The following is a 20328-nucleotide window of genomic DNA, read 5'->3' as shown; positions in this document are numbered from 1 at the left end:
AAAAGGACTGTTATATGGCCTTTTTACTTTTACACAATTATACGGACTTTATCAAAATCTAGTTCCTGATTTAATTCCTATATTCCTAGAAAATAGTTCATTAAGGGTGGGGGCGCTCTGAAAGACAGAGCGCCCCCACCCTTAATTAACTTCCCAAAAACAGCCGCACTTTTACTATTTAGGATTCAAAAAGTTTTTGCCCTATATAGTCTTCATTCTCGCCCATTCCTGGAGGTATCACCCACATACTGGTGGAAATATGCTGCAAATATTCGGTCATGGCATCCCCGGACATTTTGCGCAAAATCGGAATGAAATTGGTTTGTGGATTGCGCACATAGGCAATAAACATCAAACCGCCCTCAAGACGACCTAAACTGTCGGTGCCCTCCATATAGTTGTAGCCCCGACGTAGCATCCTCCGTCCCCCATTATTGTCCGGATGGACCACTGCCACATGGGAATCTTCCGCAATCATTAGCTTCCCATCTTGGTCTTTCTTCTTGAAGTCAGGAGGGGTAAACTCATGTCCACCTGATTGCGGAGCGCCATGTAACTTGTCTCGCCCAATCGTGTCTTCTTGCTCCTGCAAAACTAATTCATCCCAAACTTCCATCATCTGTTTGATTTTGCGAGTACAAAGATATGATCCCCCCGCAAAATACTTTCCGCCGGAATCTTCAGGCTGAATCCACAAATGCTCATTTAGCTCGGCTTCTGCTTCCTCACCTTTAACGTTAGAGGTTCCATCCTTGAAACCAAACAGGTTACGGGGAGTTTTTTGTCCCGTCGAGGTAGAGGAGGTGCGCCCATAACCTAGTTGCGTCCAGCGAACACTGGCAGTTCCAAACGCCAAGCGGCTCAGGTTATGGATGGCGTGCATAGAAATCATGGGGTCTTCGGAGCAGGCCTGCACCACAATATCTCCATAGCACTGATCCGGGTCGAGTTTTTCTGCCGCCATCCGGGGAATCCCACCCTTTAATGGTTTTGGCATTCTCTGTGCTATCCCAAACCTATCTTTACCGTCCTTAGTAAAGAAAGATTCGCCAAAACCGATAGTGATGGTCAGCGCACCCGGACCTAAATCGTAGGCTTCCCCAGTATCATCGGGAGGAGCCAATTTAGACTGTTTCGGATCATTAACCGGATTACCGTTCATCATTTTTTCGCTTGCCAGCGACCAGTCTTTCAGCAGTTGAATAACCAAATCGCGATTATCAGTAATCAAATCGTAAGCGGCCATCATCATCTGCTGCTGTTGCGGCGTAGTAATCCCTGATTGATGCTTTCCCCTAAATGGGTAAGAAATCTTCATAACATCTGAAGCTTCTTGACCGGCAGTTTTACCTGCTGATTTTCCGAAAGCATATCCTGCGCCTGTCCCCAGCCCTAACCCGGCCAAGGTAGCGATACCTCCTCCTAGGAGGGCGTGTCGGCGCGAAATCTTCACGCCTTTATCATCGGCTACTGGATTTTCCCCCGAGGGGGCAGCATCTGGTGCTGCCCCCTCGGAACGCTCATTATCAGAGTGTTTATTCACTGAGTCTCACCCTATTTCAGGATTGATTCGGTTAGTTTAGCTAAGGGAGCACGTAGCGCATTAACCTTATCTGACAGTTCTTTTTGCGCTTTAGTGTATTTTTCAGGGGTCTTATCTAAACCGATAGCGGCAGTTGCAATCTCGGTGTAGGCCGGGAACTCCCACTGCCCATCACCTTTGGCTTTATTGTAGCTGGCGATAGTAGCTTCTAGGTCTTTCATTTTGGCATCAATCTTCTTTGCCAGCTCTGGGTCTTTCTTTACCGCCAGCGCTTGCACATTGCCGTAAGCGACCCGCGCGCCCTCTAGGTTAGCCTGGAAGTCATAGAGATCGGTGTGGGAGAAGATTTCTTCTTCCCCGGTAATCTTGCTGGTAGCAACTTCTTCGAGCAGACCGATAGCACCATTAGAAATATCGTCCAGTTTTAGTTTGAAATCGTCAGCATAAACCGCTTTATGTAGTGCTTTAGTGTCGGCGACTAACAAATCTGCATATTTCGTCCGCTGCTCTGAGGAGAGTTTCCCATCAGCCCACAGGTCTTTTTCGATTCGATGCCAACCAGTCCATTCCCGTCCTTTAGCATCATCAGCTTCTTGATAATCGGCTTCACGTTCGTCTAGTTTCGGATCCAAATCGCCGAATGATTCTGCGGTAGGTTCAATGCGTTCATAGTGCATCCGCGCTAGCGGGTACAGCTTCTTCGCTTTTTCTAAATCTCCGCCTTTATAGGCAGTAACGAATTCTTCGGTGGCATCTACGAGCTGTCCTGCCTGGTCTTTAACATAAGCAGTGTATTTAGTTACTGCCTCATCGCGCAGTTTTTGTTCATCTGCGTTTACCTTTACGGCTTCACCTTTAGTTACTTTGAACTCTTTGAGTCCCACTAGCGCGCCCACCATGTTTTTCTTACAGGCGGTATAGTAGGTTCCTTCTTCTAGTTGTAAGGTAAAGTCCCTTTTATCACCGGCAGCTAGGTTTTCTATTTCCCCCATGATCTGGAGTTTGTCTTTAGCCAGAATTTCAAATTCGTTACGGGCTGGCCCTTCATTGTTCAGCGTAAATTTGATAGTTCCGGAAGGGGCAGTATTTACCGCTACCTCGCATTTGTCATCAGCAATTTTTACTTCGATAGGTTTGCCACTTCCGGCAGCGCCCTCACCGGCGGCACTGTCGTTATTTTTTACGCAGCCGGTTACTGTAACGGCGAGTGCCACGCCAAGCATAGCAACGCCCATCTTGCGAATACCCATTTATTTTGTCTCCTTATTTGCATTTTTAGGGTTGAGGACGAGCTAACGTCCTCGGAAAAAGGTCAGCCTATCCGGCTAACGCTTTGGTCTTTATTTGTTCTTCACATTCTGCTGTTTCTGTAACCGCACTTTCCCCGGTCTCGGGTTGTTTCCCAGGCTCTCCTGGATTATCTGCCGCGTTGTTAGAGCCGTTAGGGGTAGCTGCTTGTAGACCCTGCTTTTTCTGGTTGTACACATAGAACAGGGCGCATACGACCAGCAGGTAAATCAGCCAGCTGAAGAACTGCAGGGCGGTGGGGCTGGGCGAGAATTGGAAGATGGCTACTAACAGGTCATATAGTCCGCCGTTATAAACCAGCGAGGGTATATATCCGGTGATGTCGAACAGGGGCGCGGTCATAGGAATCAGTCCAGATTCTTGTAAGTCGTGGAATCCGTAGGAGCACACCCCAGCAGCCACCACAATCAGCAGATAACCGGTAACTTGGAAAAACATCCGGAGGTTTACTTTTGCGATTCCTTTATAGATTAGGTAGCCCAGGATTACTGCGATTATTAGACCTATGACTACCCCGATTACCAGTCCGGTGGCGTTCTCGTTGTCACTGGCATTTTTAAGCATTGGCCAGATGAAGATGGCAGTTTCTAGACCTTCGCGCCCCACGGTAATCAAAGCAATCACAAACATGGACCATCCTGCTTTTTCCCCTTTTGAGAGGGCGTGTTCCGCTTGGGCATTGATTTGGGCGCTGAGGGCAACTGAATGTTCTGCCATCCAGAAAACCATCCAGGTGATTAGGGCAACTGCGAATAGGGATAGGAATCCTCCGAGTGCTTCTTGCGCCTGCGTGGTCAGGGTGTAAGTTCCCCACACCAGGTAAGCACCCACGCTCATTGGCACGGTTGCTCCTACCAATATCCCCAGCCACAGTTTGGGGAGAACATCTTCACGTCTAACTTTCTTTACGTAGGCATAAAGAATGGAGACGATTAAAACCGCCTCCAGACCTTCACGTAACGCAATCAGCAAAGCGCCGAGCATTTTTCTCCCGTCAGAAAATTCACCAAAAGAGCTCGCCTTTTAGGTAAGGCACACCTAAATATATTCTAGGTATTATTTTGTGTCAAGTAGCTTGGCAAAGAGAAATATCGGAAGCTCAAAATCTGCAACTAAAATCAGCTTCAGGGTTCTAACTGTAATCGCGATAGACGGCGCTGCATCAAGACAAAAACCACCAAAGCGCCCGCCAGATACAGCGGCAGTAAACCGACTGACAAATTAGATGCTATCAGCCCAAATAGCGGCGGCATAGCAAGTACCGCCACATAGGAGCTTGCCATTTGCACCCCGATAACTGCCCGCGAGTGTTCTTTACCGAAAATCAGCGGGGTTACGTGAATCATTGCCGGGTAAATCGGTGAGCACCCCAGCCCGATAAGTATCATTGCCAACACTGCCAGCCCTGCGGAACCAGGAATCAGTAAAATTACCAACCCCACAGCTGCCAAGACTATCCCTAAGCGAATCATTTGCTGGTCATTAAAGCGAATCGCCAAAAATCCGCTGACTGCCCGCCCCAGGGTTACCCCCAGGAATAGCATTCCGGCGAATGCGGCGGCCGAAGCAGCATCCATCCCCTTGAACATTTTCAAGTAGGTTGCTGCCCACAGCCCAGTGGTTTGTTCCAGTATCGAGTAGCAAAAGAAGCAGGTCATCATTTCTTTTACTCCCCTAATCTTTATTACCTGCGATAGTTTTAGCGGACGAGGACGCGCTTGAGGATTAGAAGCTCCCGAAGTGTCCCCTAGGTTAGCGGTAGCTGGGTTACCGGATCTATCTGCTTGACTGCTGTTTTCGCCGCTTTTGTTGGGTGAAACCGCCTCTGCCAGGGATTCATATCGCTTCCACAATGGCAGACTTAGGAATAAAACAGCGGTGATTAGTAGCTGTAGCCAGGCAATATACCAATACCCGGTTTTCCAACTGCCACCTGCCGCCAGCGAGATTCCCATAATGTACGGTCCAAGGGTAGCTCCGATTCCCCAGCAGCAATGCAACCAGTTCATATGAGCGCTCTTGAAATGTAAAGCCACATAGTTGTTAAGCGCCACATCTATACTGCCTGCTCCCAGCCCGTAGGGAACCGCACAAATGCAAAGCACCCAAAAACTAGGGGAATAAGAGAACCCAAGGATAGCCCCAGCCGTAAGCGCCACCGAGACCACCGAGACTTTCCCAGTTCCGAGCCGGGCAATAATTTGGTCAGAGAGCAAAGAGGAAACGATAGTTCCCACCGAAATAATCATGGAAATAATCCCGGCATAGGAAACTGGCACCGACAGGTCAGAATAGATGGCTGGCCAGGCAGAGCCTAGCAGGGCATCTGGCAGTCCCAAACTGATGAATGCTAGGTAAATCAGCGGCAATAGTAAGTTAATCAAGTTCTCCTCCCCTTTAAAGCTACCAGGGTTTATTATCTTTACTACTGCGTCCTTTTCCGTACCTAAAGCCCCCCCAAATACGACCCCTCACTACCTCGCTTAATCTACCTCTACCCAGACTTCTCCTAGCTTCCTGCCCCCACGTCCTCTCCGCGCTTTTTCTTAAATCCACAAACCCCCTCACAACCCCCATACTCCCCTAGATTTTCAAGACAATTAGACTAAAAGCGTCACTAAATGAAAGACTGTCTCCATGCCTAGAATCATTGGGGAAACATTAGAAGATCATCGGAAGAAAACCCGACAGCAACTTTTTGACGCGCTTTCCCACCTCCTCCAAACCAGTACCTTTGAATCACTCACCATGGCAAAAATCGCCGAAGAAGCCGGGGTAGGACGCACTGCTGTCTATAACCATTTCCAAGACAAAGAGGCACTACTGCTCGCATTTATTACCTATGAAACTGGGCAATACTCTCTCCATCTAAACCACGTTTTAGAGGGGGTTACCTCCCCTATCAAAATGCTAAGAATCTATATTCGCGAACAGCTCAGCCTCGGAGCCTCCTACCATCTAGCACCCGGATTAGATTTACGGAGACAAGTATCAACTGAAACCAATTCGGAACTTCGCACTCACGCCCGCATAGTAGAAAACATTTTGCGACAAATTCTGCGCAAAGCAATCCACGAAGGCACAATTCCTCCCCAAAATCTCCCGATTGCAGTTTCGATGGTAAACACGTCTTTAGCGGGGAGGATGCTCCCTAAAGATTCAATGCGTCGTGAATACTTTATCCACTGCGTACAAGCCTATGTGCTTCGTTCCCTGGGAGTAGACCACCGCCTAGCTCCCCTGCCCAGCTCCAAACGTTTCTTTGGCAGATGCCTAGATATAGAGGAAAATCCTTTTTACTCCCGAAACGAAGAGGGCACTACCGTTTCCGCTTGCCCCATTCACCGAGCCAGTTAAGCGACAGCTCCCCAACTTGGGGGAATAAGCAGGGCGCACCTGTCAGCTATCCCAAACACCTAGCTACCTTGGGCGGTTCTCTACTGAGACGAACACCCCTTTATATAGAAACCGGCTGCAACCGTTTTATCGCGCAATAATCTATAATCACTTAAGAGACTCAAAGGAGGAGCCATGAGCACAGACCCGGTTGAGCGGGCAAGCGACCCCGCAACGCCGTTGGATGAGCTACAGTTTCTGGCTCAAAACCACCCCTCCTTACGTCCGTTAATCGCCGAAAACCCCTCCACCTATCCCGCTCTTTTGGAATGGTTAAGCGAGTTTTCTGACCCCGAGATTGCCGCTGCTTTACAACGTCGGCAAAACCGGATAAACCGCGCCACTCTCCCCGATTCTTTGCCCCTCGCCCAGGCGCTACCGCAGGCAGATTCCGATGTGCTCCAACCTCAAAACTCAACTGAAGAACCCGCTAAGGATCCTGATGAAAGCCGCCAAGCAGAACAGACCGCCAGCCCTGCTACCGCAGAAACCGGAGGGACAAAAACTAAATCTGAAAAAATAAAATTAGCTGATGAAGCCGATTTAGACGAGTTTTCACCTCGAGAAGAAAAAACCACTTCCAAAAAAGGAAAAATATTTGTAATAGTTATTGCCATTTTTATTGGGTTGGCACTGTCTATCGGGGGCAATCTTGCCGACAAACTAACCGGTGGCGACGGCTCTAAAGGCTGGTATGGCAAGCACGGCGTGATTGCCCGGGTTTTCGGGGACTCAGATTTAAATAAAGATCACAACAATAATGGGATTCCTGACGTTCAAGAAAATAACGGCACCCAGGATACAAACAATAAATCCGCCGGTAAATCCCCTAATAATGGCAATAACAATGCCGGAGCGCAACTAGATGTGAAAACCGAGGGGCGTCAAGTAGCCCCTGCCCCTACTACCGCTATCGGTCAGGCGAAAGGGCTACCCAATGGCGCTTATCAGGTGAGCGAGTTTTCGCTACCAGATGCCCCTATCAAATGCACGATTGGTAACGAAGTAGTATGTACCGCTTTTAGTTTTACCGGCAATATCGGTCAGGCAGCCGGAGCTACCGTCAAATTCACCCTAGGGGCTGAGGGTGCGCGCACCCCAGAAGATTTAGGGGTTCAAGATGCGAAAACCTCCCAAACCTTGTTGGCTAAGGGGGCTGCAGCTGCGTCCGGATCGTATGCCTGTCAGTCCTCCGGCTTCGGGGTTGATTGTTGGAACCTGCAAACCGGTTTTGGGCTGAAACTAACTATTAACAGCGCAGAAGCCTATCAGCCTAAAGCTAAAGCTGCCGCTAAATAGGCTTTACGAGGACGCAGTTTCCGTTTTTCTTTCGTGCAAAACCCCGGCATAGCTAATCCCCTCAGAGGAATCCGTTTTTCTAATTCACTTAGCTCCCGCGCTTCCTGTCTAATCGTGCGCCGATGTCTAGTTACGCTACTATAAAACCTGCTCAGACTGTATAGTAGCGTAACGCACTAGGCTGCTAGCAGTTCATTGGCAACAATCTCTGCAATCTGAATCGCATTGAGAGCTGCCCCTTTACGCAGGTTATCCGCACAGCAAATAAATGCCAAGCCCTTACCATCGGGAACTGATTGGTCTATGCGCAGACGACCGGTGAAAGTACCATCACGCCCAGCTGCCTCCAAAGGATTAGGAACGTCTACCAATTGCACCCCGCAAGCCTGTTTTAATGCTGATTCAGCCTGCGCCAAATCTACAGGACGGGCAAAACGGGCATTCAAAGAAAGTAGATGTGCACTCATCACTGGAATCCGTACACAAGTACAAGAAGCAGCTAAAGAGGGTAAATGCAAAATTCTACGCGACTCATTGCGCAGCTTTTGTTCCTCGTCGGTTTCGCCAGAGGCGTCATCAACGAAGCTGCCAGCAACTGGAACCGCATTAAAAGCAATCGGACGCACATAGGTTTTAGGTTCTGGAAACTCTATAGCAGCCCCGTCTAAAGCTAGAGCTTCACACTCGTCAATACTGGCACGCAACTGGGAAGAAAGCTCTGTCACTCCGGCGCGACCAGAACCGGATACTGCCTGATAGGAGGAAGCCACCAAGGTTTCCAGCCCAAACAGGTCATGCAACACCTTTACCGTGGGCATGGCTGCCATAGTGGTGCAATTCGGGTTAGCAATAATCCCTTTAGGACGGTTTTGAATATCCTGAGGATTAACTTCCGATACCACCAGAGGGACTTGCTCATCGCGACGCCAAGCCGAAGAATTATCGACCACTACCGCACCCGCCTCAGCAAAACGGGGAGCATATTTACGCGAAGCCACTCCCCCAGCGGAGAACACCGCAATGTCGATACCGGCAAGATCAGCGCCCTCTACGTCCTCTACCGTTACCTGCTGACCGCGAAAAGTGAGCTGGGTACCCGCGCTGCGAGAGGTAGCAAATAGGCGAATGTTAGCTGCCGGGAAAGCTCTTTCCTCTAGCAGAGTCCGCATTACCCGTCCGACCTGACCAGTCGCCCCTACTAGCGCAACCGTTAATTCTTTACTCATCGCCCGGTACCTCCATAAACCACGGCTTCAGTTTCTTCCGCATCTAAATCAAAAGCTTTGTGAATCGCACGCACCGCATCATCAAGCCGATCCAAATGAATCAACACCGAGATACGCACCTCGGAAGTAGAAATAATATCTACGTTAATACCAGCATCCGAAAGCGCCTGGAAGAAGCGCGCAGAAATTCCGGGATTATTCCGCATACCTGCCCCCACCAGGGACACCTTTCCTACATTGGCATCGTGGTCAATGCGAATAAAATCTAGGACGTTCTTTTCGCTCTCTAGCTCGGCTATTACCGAGGGAATATCATCAGCTGGCATCGTAATCGAGATATTTGCCCGCCCCGGTCGCGCCTCCGATATATTTTGCACAATCATATCTATATTGGCTCCCGCCTTGGCGACCGCCGAAAACAAATCGGCAGCTACCCCGGGACGGTTAGGTAAACCGACCACAGTCAGCTTTTCCTGGGAACGATCATGGGCGATACCGGAGATAATCGGGGCTTCCATATTTTCCTCCTTGAGGGCTTGAGCAGGGACAATACCCTGCAAAGATTTCGGGGCCGGGCCATGTGCAATCCAGGTGCCGTCCTTATCGGAAAAACTTGAACGCACGTGCAGGGGTACTCGGTAGCGGCGAGCAAACTCTACCGCCCGCAAATGCAAAATTTTGGCACCATTAGCTGCCAGCTCTAGAGTCTCTTCATAATCCAAGGAATGTAAGCGGCGCGCGGTGGGAACCATGCGCGGATCAGCGGTGAATAAACCATCCACATCGGTATAGATTTCGCAAACGTCAGCGTGTAATGCGGCCGCTAATGCTACTGCGGTAGTGTCGGAACCTCCCCGCCCCAAGGTAGTAACGTCATCAGCCTCATTAACCCCCTGGAATCCGGCTACAATCGCCACGTTATTGTCACGAACAACCCGAGCAATCCTCTCGGGAACCATCCCCACAATCTGGGCTTTACCATATTTAGCGTCGGTACGAATTCCCGCTTGAGCACCCGTGAAAGCCATAGCTGGCACACCTTGGGCAGAAATCGCCATAGAAAGTAGAGACATAGAGATGCGTTCACCAGCCGAAAGCAGAATATCCATTTCCCGGGCAGGAGCCTTTGGGTTAAGCTGCGCAGCCATATCAATTAAATCATCGGTGGTGTCCCCCATTGCGGATACCACTACCACCACCTGGTGTCCCGCCCGGCGAGTTTGCACTATCCGGCGCGCAACCCGTTGCAGCGACTGGGTGTCGGCAACCGAGGATCCGCCATACTTTTGCACAATCAGCGCCATTTGTTCCCCTTGTATGCCTACCTATTTATCTGCCAATACGTTCACAATTGTAGGAACATTGTTTGTTTCAGGTTAGGGTGTCTCAAATTCGCTGGTCGGTAAGCAATACCACATCTTTAACCTGACCGGCAGTCATGTAGCCAGCTACTTTCGTCCTATTCGGCGCTGCGTCTGCCTTCTAAAGCACGCCCTAATGTCACCTCATCAGCGTATTCCAGGTCGCCGCCTACCGGCAGTCCGGAGGCTAGACGAGTCACTTTGAGCCCCAAGGGGGAGATTGTGCGACTTAGGTAGGTAGCTGTCGCTTCGCCCTCGATATTGGGATTGGTGGCAATAATAATTTCTTGCACGCTAGAGCCGCCGAGGCGTTTCAGCAGTTCGCGCAGCCGTAACTGTTCAGGCCCAATCCCGTTTATCGGGTCGATAGCCCCGCCTAATACATGATAAAGTCCGCGGTAGCTGCGGGTTCGCTCAATCGCCCCCACATCTTTGGCTTCTTCCACAACACAAATCACCGACTGGTCACGCTTGGGATTTCGGCAAATCTGGCACAGTTCCTCTTGAGAAAGATTGCCACAACAGCTGCAAAACCGGATTTTTTCTTTCGCATCAACTAGCGCTTGCGCCAGCAGTTTTGCTTCCGCTTTAGGGCGAGAAAGCACATAGAACGCAATCCTTTGCGCCGATTTTGGACCGATTCCCGGCAGCCGAGATAGGGCATCGATTAGGTCTTGTAAAGCACCGTCATACATACAGTTCTAGTTACTTTCTTAGCGGGTAGTGTCCGAATCTTCTTTTACAACCTCAACTATCTTGCCCCCCAACAAGGATTTTGCGACCTCGATACCCCAGCGCCCCCCACTTTCGTCTACCGAGACATCCGGGTCAGATAAATCTGGCAGATCAGGCTCGTCTGGCAACTGTGGTTTACCGTTGGCGGACGTAGTTTCTACTGCTCTGGGCGCGCTAGTTGGGTAGTTATCTATATTTTCTATAGGGCGAGGAGCTTGCGGTATCTTCGGGGAGAGTTGTTGAGATGCCTCTTTTAACGGGCTCTGCCTGTCCGAAGGCGAGTGTTCAGAGGTCTGCGGGCGCGGAGCTGCCATTTCTGCTGGCGGAAGCGGGCGCGGAGCAGCTAGTTCGCCGGTCGCTACCTCTGGCTCCGGCACTGATAACCCTGAAGGCTCTGAAGAAACCGCAGGGGCTGAAGGAGTAGCGTCTGCTATTATCCATGGTGAGGGCGCACTTTCAGCCATATCTTCTGGCTCGGGCGGATAGCTTTCTTCTTCCGGTGGGGCTTGCGGGATATCGGGAGCTTCTTCCGCGGGTTCTGGTTTTACCTCGGAGGACGCACCCAGTTTTACCTGGGATAAAAGCTCGCTTAAATCGGGAGCATAACTATCGTCACTACCTGGTACTAACTTGATGCTCCAGTCTCCAGACAGCGTTTTACCTAGGCATTCTTGCAGAGGTTCAAGCTGACCTTGCAGATAGGTAACCACTTCTTGACTGTCACCTAGCAGGGTGAGCTGATTATTTTCGGCACCACCAATCTGCAAATGCCGATTAGATGTGGACCATAGCCGGGGATTTAGCTGCCGCAGGTGCGAGCTTATTTGTTCCCAAGCCTGTAGCACCTGCCAATACTGTTCCCCTTTAGCTACCGCTGCCATCTTTGATACCGGCGATTTTATTGGCGTCAAAGTAGCGGAGGTATCCCCTGCGTTTTGATATCCGCCGCCGGATGAAGATTTTTCTTCTGCCTTTTTAAGCGGAGGACGAGGTGCAGATAACTCTGACCCTTCCCCGCTATTAGTGGGGGCAGCAGCTACCTCAGCAGTTTTAATCTCATCAACTTGCCCGACAGACAAATCCGGGGAGCTGTGCCTGGGCGGGGCGCTGGCGAGCGGTGCCGCTGGGGCGGGATTTGACCGAGGACGTGACGCGCGATGTAGAGCCGCCATAGCCGCCTCTGCTCCACTGAGGGATTTAGGATTTCCAGGGCTTTTACCCGCATTAACACCGCTAGTTACCTGTTCAGCTGGCGGAGGCAACAATAGCCTAGCGGCCAGTAACTCAACCTGAATGCGAGGAGCCGTTGCCCCTGTAAGCTCTGTTAAAGCAGTATTGGTCAGGTCGCTGGCACGTGAAATCCCGGCAGTTCCCCAACGCTCAGCCTGGGCGCTCATCACTTTCAATTGATCTCGGGGAGTTCCCGCTAATGCAACCTGCGCGTCCTCAACCGAAGACACCGATAGCACTAACAAATCACGCAAACGCAGCAGCAAATCTTCCAGGTAGCGGCGGGGTTCATGCCCGCCCTCAACCATTTTGGCGATTACTTCAAATAGGGCGGCTCCGTCACGGTCAATAATCGCATCAACAGAACGCTCTAAAATCGCGCTATCTGTGTATCCGAGCAGCGCGGAAGCAGTACCGTAAGCGAGCTTTCCGTCCTCTGCGCCCGCCATTAACTGATCCAATACTGACAGCGAGTCACGCACCGAACCTGCACCCGCCCTCATCACTAACTGCAACACCCCCGCAGCGGGTTCTATGTTTTCTGCCTGGCAGAGTTTCTCCATATATTTTTCCATTACTTCTGGAGGTACCAGCCGGAATGGATAGTGGTGGGTGCGGGAGCGAATAGTGCCGATTACTTTATCGGGTTCGGTGGTCGCGAAAATGAACTTTACGTGTTCGGGGGGTTCTTCTACGATTTTCAGCAGGGCGTTAAATCCCTGCTGGGTGACCATATGGGCTTCATCTAGGATAAAAATCTTGAAACGGTCGCGCACCGGCGCGAAGCCTGCCCGCTCCCGCAGTTCTCGCGCATCATCTACCCCATTATGGCTGGCAGCATCAATTTCTACCACGTCTAGTGAGCCGGAGCCTCCGGTTGCTAAATCTTTACAGGATTCGCATTTTCCGCAGGGAGTATCGGTTGGTCCTTCTGCGCAGTTCAGACAGCGTGCCATGATTCTCGCGGAAGTGGTTTTCCCGCATCCGCGCGGACCAGAGAACAGATAGGCATGACTGACTCGTCCGGAACGCAGCGCCGCCATTAACGGTTTGACCACGTGGTCTTGCCCAATCACGTCTTGGAAAGTGTCTGGCCGGTAACGGCGATACAGTGCGATGCTCACGGCTCTACTGTACTAAAGGCAGTGCCCCAGTGGGGAGCAATATCGAGATAGCTGAGAATAATAGAAAATCAAAAGACCCTTCACGCACCCGATAGCGCACCCTTATCCTTGCTACCTTCCGGTCCTGGGGAGGTTCGAGTGATATCGCCGCGTGAAGGATCTCTCTCAGTTTAGCTTAGGAGGGCGCTAACTGGAAACGGTGCGGTCAGTGCGGGGGGCAAGGTACTTGCCGAGGACGTGGACGCGTTTTCTACGGAAGTAGCGACAGCCTTTATTGCCGGGTTGTGTTCGACTCCTCATTTCCAGAATCGACATTACCTAGGGCATTTCGGTAAACTCAAACTTGTGCCTGGAGGTATCGCCTAGTGGCCTATGGCGCTCGCTTGGAAAGCGGGTTGGGTGCAAGCCCTCGGGGGTTCGAATCCCCCTACCTCCGCCATCGCCCTCAAGGACACTAATGTTCCAGGGACAATTTTCTCAGGTGCGCAATCGGTAAGATTATTACCGCTCCGCCTCCTGAATCACACCCGCCATCGCATTCTTGAAGCTTCTCTAACAAAATTCAATGCACCACATTTTTCTAGCGCATTCAATAAATCGGAGAGCTCTAACTTAGGATTCTTTGCCGCCAGCGCCTGATTTCGCAATACTTCCATAACGGTTTGAGGCGCTAAGTCTAATTGATTTAGGAGAAACTCATCAGGTGTTTGCGCCGACAAACCAAACTTACTCAATTCATTTTCCGGAAAATCTCTAATATTTGCAGTCACGATAACATCGGCGCGCCCTTTAAATGCGGCAGCGACAATATGCCGATCATTAATATCTGGCACATGAACATTATCCACCAGATGCTTCCAATCCTCGACACACGCATCAAGGAAGTAATCTTTCATCAGGTTCACTCGCTTCTCCGCTGCCCCTGAACGCGCTATATCCGGGTGAATTATTTCGATAGCTTTAACAGTTTCTTGTAAAACTTTTTCACTCCATAACGGGCGATAGATTCCAACCTGGGCAAGGCGGAGGAGAGTGTCGGCTTGAGCGATTGGCACTAAAGCACAAGCATCTAAAAACGCACTGAAACGTGTCATTGCGTGTCCTCAAGTTCCGCCCTCGCCTGCTTCAACGAACCACGATATGTTTGCGCGGTTTCTTCGTAAAGCCCTAACGATACAGCTTGCGCCGTGAGTTCGTCTAAGACCCGACCTCTTTCGACACTAATTCTTGCTTGATAGTCACGTACATCACGCAAAAGAACCCGTCTATGCCGTCCCCCGGCAGCACGCTGGAATGGGATGTCACCTTTTTCAAGAATTTTAACGAATGTAGGGCGACTGATTCCCAGGAAATCTGCTGCTTGCTGGGTTGTCAATCGTTGGTCGATTGGGGCAATAGTAACTGCTTTCCCCTGTTTCATAAACTCAACCACGTCACATAAAACACGAAATGCTTCCACCGGTAGAGGTATAGTCTGCCCATCGGGACCAAGCAGTGCCGCCGGTTCTGTAACGTGTTCCAGGAAACGACTTAAATCTTGCATTTCTTCAAAGTCATCAGCTGCGATGACGTTTTTTGGCGCGGTTTGCATATCCCAAACAATACCTTAAAACGAAAAAAACGAAAAATGGACGCGCCGGAGACCGGTTTTCCTACAAAATCACCAAAACTAACACTTAGTGTCTAAGATTATTTACTGCTTGCACACTTGAGACCAGCACGTTTCTCCCAAATCTTCGGGGCGAGATTCCAATTCACTCCAGTGAACCCTCCTTACTGGTAACACCATTTTGGATTTACTTGTATCAGTAAACTCTCAGATAGGTCTGGGTTTTAGTTCTATAAGAGCCAGACCTACAACGATAATCCAACCAAATGACCGACAGCGCCGGTAATCAGCATCGCTAAAGCGCCACCCACAATTACCCGAATAACAGCCCGCAGACGTGGAGCCTGCGACAACCAAGCTGAGGTGTACCCCGCCAATCCCAAGGCCACCACCGTCAAAATAAAAGTTGCCACAAACTTCGCTTCTGGAGGGAATAGCAAAATAGCCAGCATTGGCAATATCGCGCCCAAGATAAAAGAAATAGCAGATGAAAAAGCGGCATTCCAGGGGTTCACGAATTCTTCTGAGTCAATCGCATAGCGCGCCTCAACCTGCGCAGCCACCGGATCTATCTGCGAATACTCGACAGCGACTCTACGAGCCGTCTTAGGCGATAACCCTTTTGCTTCATAAACCTTAACCAGACCTGCTAGCTCGCCCTCAGGATCTTTATCTAAACGTACACGTTCCTTATGAACCAAAGCCTGCTCTGTATCTTTTTGCGTAGATACCGAGACATACTCGCCCGCCGCCATCGAAATCGCCCCAGCCACCACTGCCGCCATTCCGGCAGTAAAAATAGCAATATTATTTTGCGGATCCGCCGCCGCCACCCCAACTACTACTCCGGCAGTAGAGACGATACCGTCATTGGCTCCTAGAACCCCGGCACGCAACCAGTTCAGCTTGGAGGCAGTCTTCACACTTTCATCGGTATGTTCCTCCCGCTCTTTAGCCCGTAAAGAACCACCCAATAAAATATCCCCCGCCAAACTCATTTAAGCTCTCCTAGACCTCGATTGTTATTTCCGCAAAGTTTTATCTGAATGCCTGGTCAGCATAACAAGCAAAGGGGTAAGAACAAGGAGATAAATAGTTTTTAGAGAACAAAAACTACCTAAAAATAAGAAGATGACCAGGGGTCTAAGGAAAGGCGCACCAAAGGAACTGACAGATATTTTTCCGCTGCCACTCTATAAAGAAAAACAGAAAAAGGTTATAAAGGACGCAATCCCTTAGATAGGACGGAAACAAACTAGCGAAATAAGGGTACAGCCCGGCTCGGTGCTTACTAAACGAAATAGATACGCTTAACCTTAGTAAAAATTGCCTAAATTATATTTAAAAACCTGGCATATCCGGGGAAAATATCAGTACTAACCCCTCAAAAAGTAACAATTAACGAAATAGCATCCTCACGTAATACAGAAGATATTAGCTTTTCGATGCCACCATTGGGCTCTTAGCAGCGGGCATTAGCCCTGCGAGGCACCCCCTCCAATCCGCGCTTAACCTAAACCTTGTAAAACTACTTCGCAGCGAACACCGAGCTATGCGCGTTCTATACCCATGACCGGAAGTGCGAAGAACCACGGGTAGGCGAAAATCTGGTGGCTCAAAAACGGGGCAGTAGGCTGTACTATCCCGTCGTTATCCTCAAAACAGGCATTTACGGGTTAATGCCCCCAACCCAGCACTATCCCGTCATTGACCCGCATTTACCCCCACAAATAAATTTGGGGTTGGTAAGCGGATATTCCGCTTACCAACCCCAGATTAACGTTTAGCGACTCTAGAGACGTCGGCGCTTAATCGCCACTGCCCCTGCGGCTATCAATACCAAGGCTGCAGCTAGCGCGATTGCCGCATTTGAACCGGTACGTTCCAAACCAGAGCCACTGCCTTGAGCGTTTGCGTTCCCACTGGACGCACCGCCGGGCGCTTTCCCTTTACCGTCACCACTGGCGTTTCCACCGGGGGCAGGCTTATCGGAAGTACCGGGTTTACCAGTATCTCCCGGCTTATCGCTACCGCCTGGCTTGTCAGTACCTCCAGGAGTATTTTCCTCGGTGACAGTAATCGTGAAAGCTGCGGTCACTGCTTCTTCATCCGGGTTCTCCGCGATAACCTCTACCGGGTATTTGCCAGCTTTAGCCGGTTTCCCGCTAATCACCCCAGTTTGCTCGTCAAAGACTACTCCCGCGGGGAGACCTTTAACTTTCCAAACTGTACCTTTAGCTACTTTCACCGGTATGCCTTTAATCGGCGAACCTAGCTGCAGAGTCTGGTCAGCTATGGGAGCGATTGTCGCTGCCGGAGCTGCCGGATCGGCAGCTGGCCACGGATTAGCAGGGGCGTTTTGAACCTTAACTGCTGGCGAAACCGAAATCGGATTCTCGGGTTGGGCTGGCGCAGTCAAGGTGGCGGGCGGCATCTGTGAAGATACGCAGATAGCGGCAGCGGACGCGAACTGGTCTTCCCTACCTGCTACTTCGTCCCACACGTCGGTAATCAGCAGTTTTACATACTTGGCTTTTACCGGATTGTCATAGTAGGCACGCTGCCAATCGGTTCCATTTTCCCACTGACCCTCTTTTTGTAGCGTCCAACCCGTGGTTGCATTGCCGTCTTTTGTAGTGTCAGAGGTGTAAATCTGGTAACTCTTGATGCGACCGTTCACTTTCCCTTGCCGTGAAAGGTACTCGACCGAGAGCATATTGTTAATAGTGCCGTCGGGATTAGTTAGTGCCTGTTGCGGACTAAATACCAGCCAGTGCGGCAAACGATCTACTCCGCCAGCCCATTTACTGTGCCAGAAAGTATTGGATTTACCTGATTCGTCTACGCCATCAAATGCGGCTTTTACGTGACCATTATTAGGGCCTTCACCGGTTTTTTCTTCCGAGTCTGCGCTTATATCGGTAAATCCATCACATACGCGAGGTCCGAGCATTCCGCTCAAGTTTACCGTAGTGCTGAGTTCTTCATTCCCCATCTTCCAGGTAAAGGTGGCGCTACCAGTCGTTCCGGTAGTATTTACCAGCTTAAATTTAGCGGTTCCAGTGCCACGCGCAGGTAGCTCACCGATTTGAACTGTTTCCGGTAAAACCTTCCAACCTTCACTCACGGTGGCTTTAATTTCTGAGGGCGCAACTTTGGCGTTATCGGCAGCTGAGACTGTTACCGTAACTTCCCGCGGTTCAGAGGGATTCACGTCCTTAATCTCTGGCTGATCAACGGTAATAGATTTTTCACGTACCAGGGAGAACAGGGCTTTATCAGCCAGTTTCCCTTTGGTGGCCACCAAATCTTTAGGGAATTGCGCAACCTTGCCGGCGGCTAGACTATTTCCAGTCCCAGATAATGATTTTTCCAGCAAAACGGCGTCAGCCTTTACTTCCGCAGCCGAAACTCCTTGAATATCTACATGTTTCTCGCTGCCGTCAGCTACTGCCAGGTACTGTATTGAAACCGCATTTCGCAGCGAAACCTTATTATCGGCTTCTACCACTACTTGCCATTTCTGTTGGTTTCTTTCCCGACCGGTAGCAAAGGCATTCTTATAGGTTTCACTGAGCGGGCGGCAAGATACCAAGGTAGGCTGGGCACCCACTTCACTAACCGCACCTAGATGCTTTGCACCTTCGCTCATCGTTAAGCATTTTCCGGTAGCAGCATTGGAAATCTGATAGTAACCGTCATAGGTTTTTGCCAGTTTCCAAGGCCCTTTAGCTACCGGATCCAATTCCGGTAGGCCGTATACCCCGTCAGGAACGGTAGCTGCCTGTACCTGGGAACGGGTAGTAGGATCCCCCAGAGAGTCGATGGTAGCTTTCATACCGTCAGCGCCCTCCCATTTAGGCCAAGGACGAGAAGCAGACCAGGTCATTTGGGCTAAGAACCGGAGGGAATCAGCCGTTATCATCTGGACTTCGTTCTCGGTTTCATTGATGTTATCGGGCCATAGTGATACCCGCGCCCCCAGGAGTTTGTCGTAGTTCGGGTCAATTTGGGCGTTACCATCAAAAGTGCCCACGTTCCAATTTTTATTGTTATACAGGTTATTTGGTTTCATGGCATAGGTGTAACCAGCCGGATCAAAGGCGCGGGACCAATACATTGCTTGGGGAACATTTGTTAGTTGATATCCCCGTTCCGCGAGCTGCTTAGGAGTTAGCGTACCGCCCTTTTTGAACCAATAATCAATAACAATATCCTTATCCAGCTGAACGTTTGCGGTGTCATAAAGACCATCGTTGAAAATCCGCAGATTCTTGCCTTTACCTTTTACGTAAGTGTTTATTTCGTTGATAAAAGCGGTAAAAGCATCATTGGCGTTGGCGCTGGGGCCAAAAGCGTCTTGCGCATACTTCGTTAACTGGGGATACAGCTGATAGCCACCAGTCATGGTATATTCATCAGCCCCCATATGCCAGAATTTCGAGTCAAAAGCCCCGTCATATTCATCGATTAGCTTCTTAATGAAAGCCCGGGCCTTAGGGTTGGAAATATCAAGCTGATCAGGGTGATATCCGCCGTTCTTATCTACCAGTTGATATTGGGGAGCATTCTCCAGCCAAATATTCATATGACCTGGTGAGTTTATTTCCGGAATAACGTCAATATTTAGGCTCTTCGCTTTAGCGACAAACTTTTTAACGTCCTCGGGGGTGTAATATGACCAGGTCTGAGTGTCAGGATAAGCATCAGACTTTAGTTTCATCTCTAGGACAATGTTATTGATATGCAAGTCAGCAGCATCATCCAAAAAACGCTCAATCCATTCGGTTGAAATGTTGAGCTGGCAGGCACACAGAGTTACCCCTCGTTCTTTGTATTTAGGTACTGATATTACCGAGCCAGCCGGTAAAGTTAGCTGCTTTTGCCGCATCAGCTGCGAAAAGGAGCGAGTCCCATAAAATACGCCCGCGTCAGTAGCGCCGATGATTTGCACGCCTGAAGAGCCAATTTTTAGCTCAAAGCCTTCTGCCCCTAAATCCTTGCGCGTACTATCTTGCAATAATTGCACATCGAATTCGCTAGTCCGTTTACCTATTTTGGCGGGAACCGGCGAACCTAAATAGGCGCTAAGCTCCGTCGATAGCGATTTAGCCCGCGCGTTGAGCTCCTGGGTGGAAACTACCCGCGCGCCCTCGGCTAGCGTCCAGGTTCCGCCACTAGCTTTCCAAGCATCCAGACTGGGAATAGTTTTCGGTAGGGTAGCGGACCCGTCAGCTTTATAGGCTCCGAGAGGTTCGGCCTGAGCCATTGGAGCTGGAAGCGATATTGACAGAGCTAACGCCCCACTTACTAGGGCTACCCCTAAAGGTTTCAATAGTTTCGAGCCTATTCGCTGCCGACCCTTACCGGTCTTATCAGCTTTGACCCAGGAAGATACCGATGGAGTTTTTTGTTTTTGAAGCAACACTGCTACACCTACTCTAACTTGGATAACTAGCTTGAGGATTTATCAGATTTCACAATAGCATATCTCAAC

Annotated in this window: 14 protein-coding genes, 1 tRNA gene and 1 other RNA gene; 3 read left to right on the top strand and 13 right to left on the bottom strand. The window is 50.1% G+C overall.

Annotation, left to right across the window (positions count from 1 at the left end):
* Window positions 1-178: 178 nt before the first annotated feature.
* The 4 genes from efeB to PG728_RS08610 all read right to left on the bottom strand — a co-directional run bounded on the left by efeB (window position 179) and on the right by PG728_RS08610 (window position 5235).
* On the bottom strand, window positions 179-1543 hold the full coding sequence (gene efeB, locus PG728_RS08625; protein WP_270627082.1) for an iron uptake transporter deferrochelatase/peroxidase subunit: 1365 nt from the start codon (window positions 1541-1543) through the stop codon (window positions 179-181).
* A gap of 11 nt (window positions 1544-1554) precedes the next feature.
* The gene (gene efeO / locus PG728_RS08620; protein WP_270627080.1) at window positions 1555-2793 is read right to left on the bottom strand and encodes an iron uptake system protein EfeO; all 1239 of its coding nucleotides are present in this window, start codon (window positions 2791-2793) and stop codon (window positions 1555-1557) included.
* A gap of 67 nt (window positions 2794-2860) precedes the next feature.
* Window positions 2861-3835 (bottom strand): iron uptake transporter permease EfeU, encoded by a 975-nt coding sequence (gene efeU, locus PG728_RS08615; RefSeq protein ID WP_270627079.1) that lies wholly within the window; start codon window positions 3833-3835, stop codon window positions 2861-2863.
* A gap of 140 nt (window positions 3836-3975) precedes the next feature.
* On the bottom strand, window positions 3976-5235 hold the full coding sequence (locus tag PG728_RS08610; RefSeq protein WP_270627077.1) for an MFS transporter: 1260 nt from the start codon (window positions 5233-5235) through the stop codon (window positions 3976-3978).
* Between the two features lie 253 nt (window positions 5236-5488).
* Here PG728_RS08610 and PG728_RS08605 point away from each other — a divergent pair, with 253 nt between their 5' ends.
* Window positions 5489-6208 carry a TetR/AcrR family transcriptional regulator gene (locus PG728_RS08605; protein WP_270627075.1) on the top strand — a complete coding sequence of 240 codons (720 nt, stop codon included), beginning with the start codon at window positions 5489-5491 and terminating at the stop codon, window positions 6206-6208.
* Window positions 6209-6382: 174 nt separating this feature from the next.
* Window positions 6383-7546, top strand: coding sequence for a variant leucine-rich repeat-containing protein (locus PG728_RS08600; protein WP_270627074.1), 1164 nt, complete (start codon window positions 6383-6385; stop codon window positions 7544-7546).
* A 176-nt stretch (window positions 7547-7722) separates the two neighbouring features.
* Here PG728_RS08600 and PG728_RS08595 read toward each other — a convergent pair whose 3' ends face one another.
* From PG728_RS08595 to ffs, 5 genes are all read right to left on the bottom strand, one after another.
* The gene (locus PG728_RS08595; RefSeq protein ID WP_270627072.1) at window positions 7723-8772 is read right to left on the bottom strand and encodes an aspartate-semialdehyde dehydrogenase; all 1050 of its coding nucleotides are present in this window, start codon (window positions 8770-8772) and stop codon (window positions 7723-7725) included.
* Complete coding sequence (locus PG728_RS08590; RefSeq protein WP_270627070.1) at window positions 8769-10076, bottom strand: aspartate kinase; 1308 nt, start codon at window positions 10074-10076, stop codon at window positions 8769-8771. The genes PG728_RS08595 and PG728_RS08590 overlap by 4 nt, the downstream gene beginning before the upstream one ends.
* A 155-nt stretch (window positions 10077-10231) precedes the next feature.
* Window positions 10232-10828 (bottom strand): recombination mediator RecR, encoded by a 597-nt coding sequence (gene recR / locus PG728_RS08585; protein WP_270627068.1) that lies wholly within the window; start codon window positions 10826-10828, stop codon window positions 10232-10234.
* Window positions 10829-10846: 18 nt separating this feature from the next.
* A complete protein-coding gene (locus PG728_RS08580; protein WP_270627066.1) occupies window positions 10847-13222 on the bottom strand; it encodes a DNA polymerase III subunit gamma and tau in 2376 nt (791 codons plus the stop codon).
* Window positions 13223-13290: 68 nt separating this feature from the next.
* Window positions 13291-13386, bottom strand: an RNA gene (ffs, locus tag PG728_RS08575) — signal recognition particle sRNA small type.
* Between the two features lie 187 nt (window positions 13387-13573).
* On the opposite strand from ffs, the gene PG728_RS08570 reads away from it, so the two are divergent.
* Window positions 13574-13661, top strand: a tRNA-Ser gene (locus PG728_RS08570).
* An 82-nt stretch (window positions 13662-13743) separates the two neighbouring features.
* Here the strand turns inward: PG728_RS08570 and PG728_RS08565 are convergent.
* The 4 genes from PG728_RS08565 to PG728_RS08550 form a co-directional block, all read right to left on the bottom strand.
* Complete coding sequence (locus tag PG728_RS08565; protein WP_270627065.1) at window positions 13744-14316, bottom strand: PIN domain-containing protein; 573 nt, start codon at window positions 14314-14316, stop codon at window positions 13744-13746.
* The gene (locus tag PG728_RS08560; RefSeq protein WP_072510165.1) at window positions 14313-14813 is read right to left on the bottom strand and encodes a helix-turn-helix domain-containing protein; all 501 of its coding nucleotides are present in this window, start codon (window positions 14811-14813) and stop codon (window positions 14313-14315) included. Before PG728_RS08560 ends, PG728_RS08565 begins: the two co-directional genes overlap by 4 nt.
* 263 nt (window positions 14814-15076) lie before the next feature.
* Window positions 15077-15829 (bottom strand): VIT1/CCC1 transporter family protein, encoded by a 753-nt coding sequence (locus PG728_RS08555; RefSeq protein ID WP_270627064.1) that lies wholly within the window; start codon window positions 15827-15829, stop codon window positions 15077-15079.
* Between the two features lie 794 nt (window positions 15830-16623).
* Window positions 16624-20259 (bottom strand): family 20 glycosylhydrolase, encoded by a 3636-nt coding sequence (locus tag PG728_RS08550; protein ID WP_270627062.1) that lies wholly within the window; start codon window positions 20257-20259, stop codon window positions 16624-16626.
* Window positions 20260-20328: the final 69 nt, after the last annotated feature.

The organism is Varibaculum timonense, assembly GCF_027694345.1.
GTDB lineage: Bacteria > Actinomycetota > Actinomycetes > Actinomycetales > Actinomycetaceae > Varibaculum > Varibaculum timonense_A.
This window is presented reverse-complemented; position numbering and strand designations above follow the sequence as displayed.

Excerpts from the sequence above, each read along its gene's own strand:
- efeO (WP_270627080.1), bottom strand. The coding sequence starts at position 2,793 with ATGGGTATTCGCAAGATGGGCGTTGCTATGCTTGGCGTGGCACTCGCC.
- efeU (WP_270627079.1), bottom strand. The coding sequence starts at position 3,835 with ATGCTCGGCGCTTTGCTGATTGCGTTACGTGAAGGTCTGGAGGCGGTT.
- PG728_RS08605 (WP_270627075.1), top strand. The coding sequence starts at position 5,489 with ATGCCTAGAATCATTGGGGAAACATTAGAAGATCATCGGAAGAAAACC.
- PG728_RS08600 (WP_270627074.1), top strand. The coding sequence starts at position 6,383 with ATGAGCACAGACCCGGTTGAGCGGGCAAGCGACCCCGCAACGCCGTTG.
- PG728_RS08595 (WP_270627072.1), bottom strand. The coding sequence starts at position 8,772 with ATGAGTAAAGAATTAACGGTTGCGCTAGTAGGGGCGACTGGTCAGGTC.
- PG728_RS08590 (WP_270627070.1), bottom strand. The coding sequence starts at position 10,076 with ATGGCGCTGATTGTGCAAAAGTATGGCGGATCCTCGGTTGCCGACACC.
- recR (WP_270627068.1), bottom strand. The coding sequence starts at position 10,828 with ATGTATGACGGTGCTTTACAAGACCTAATCGATGCCCTATCTCGGCTG.
- PG728_RS08565 (WP_270627065.1), bottom strand. The coding sequence starts at position 14,316 with ATGACACGTTTCAGTGCGTTTTTAGATGCTTGTGCTTTAGTGCCAATC.
- PG728_RS08560 (WP_072510165.1), bottom strand. The coding sequence starts at position 14,813 with ATGCAAACCGCGCCAAAAAACGTCATCGCAGCTGATGACTTTGAAGAA.
- PG728_RS08555 (WP_270627064.1), bottom strand. The coding sequence starts at position 15,829 with ATGAGTTTGGCGGGGGATATTTTATTGGGTGGTTCTTTACGGGCTAAA.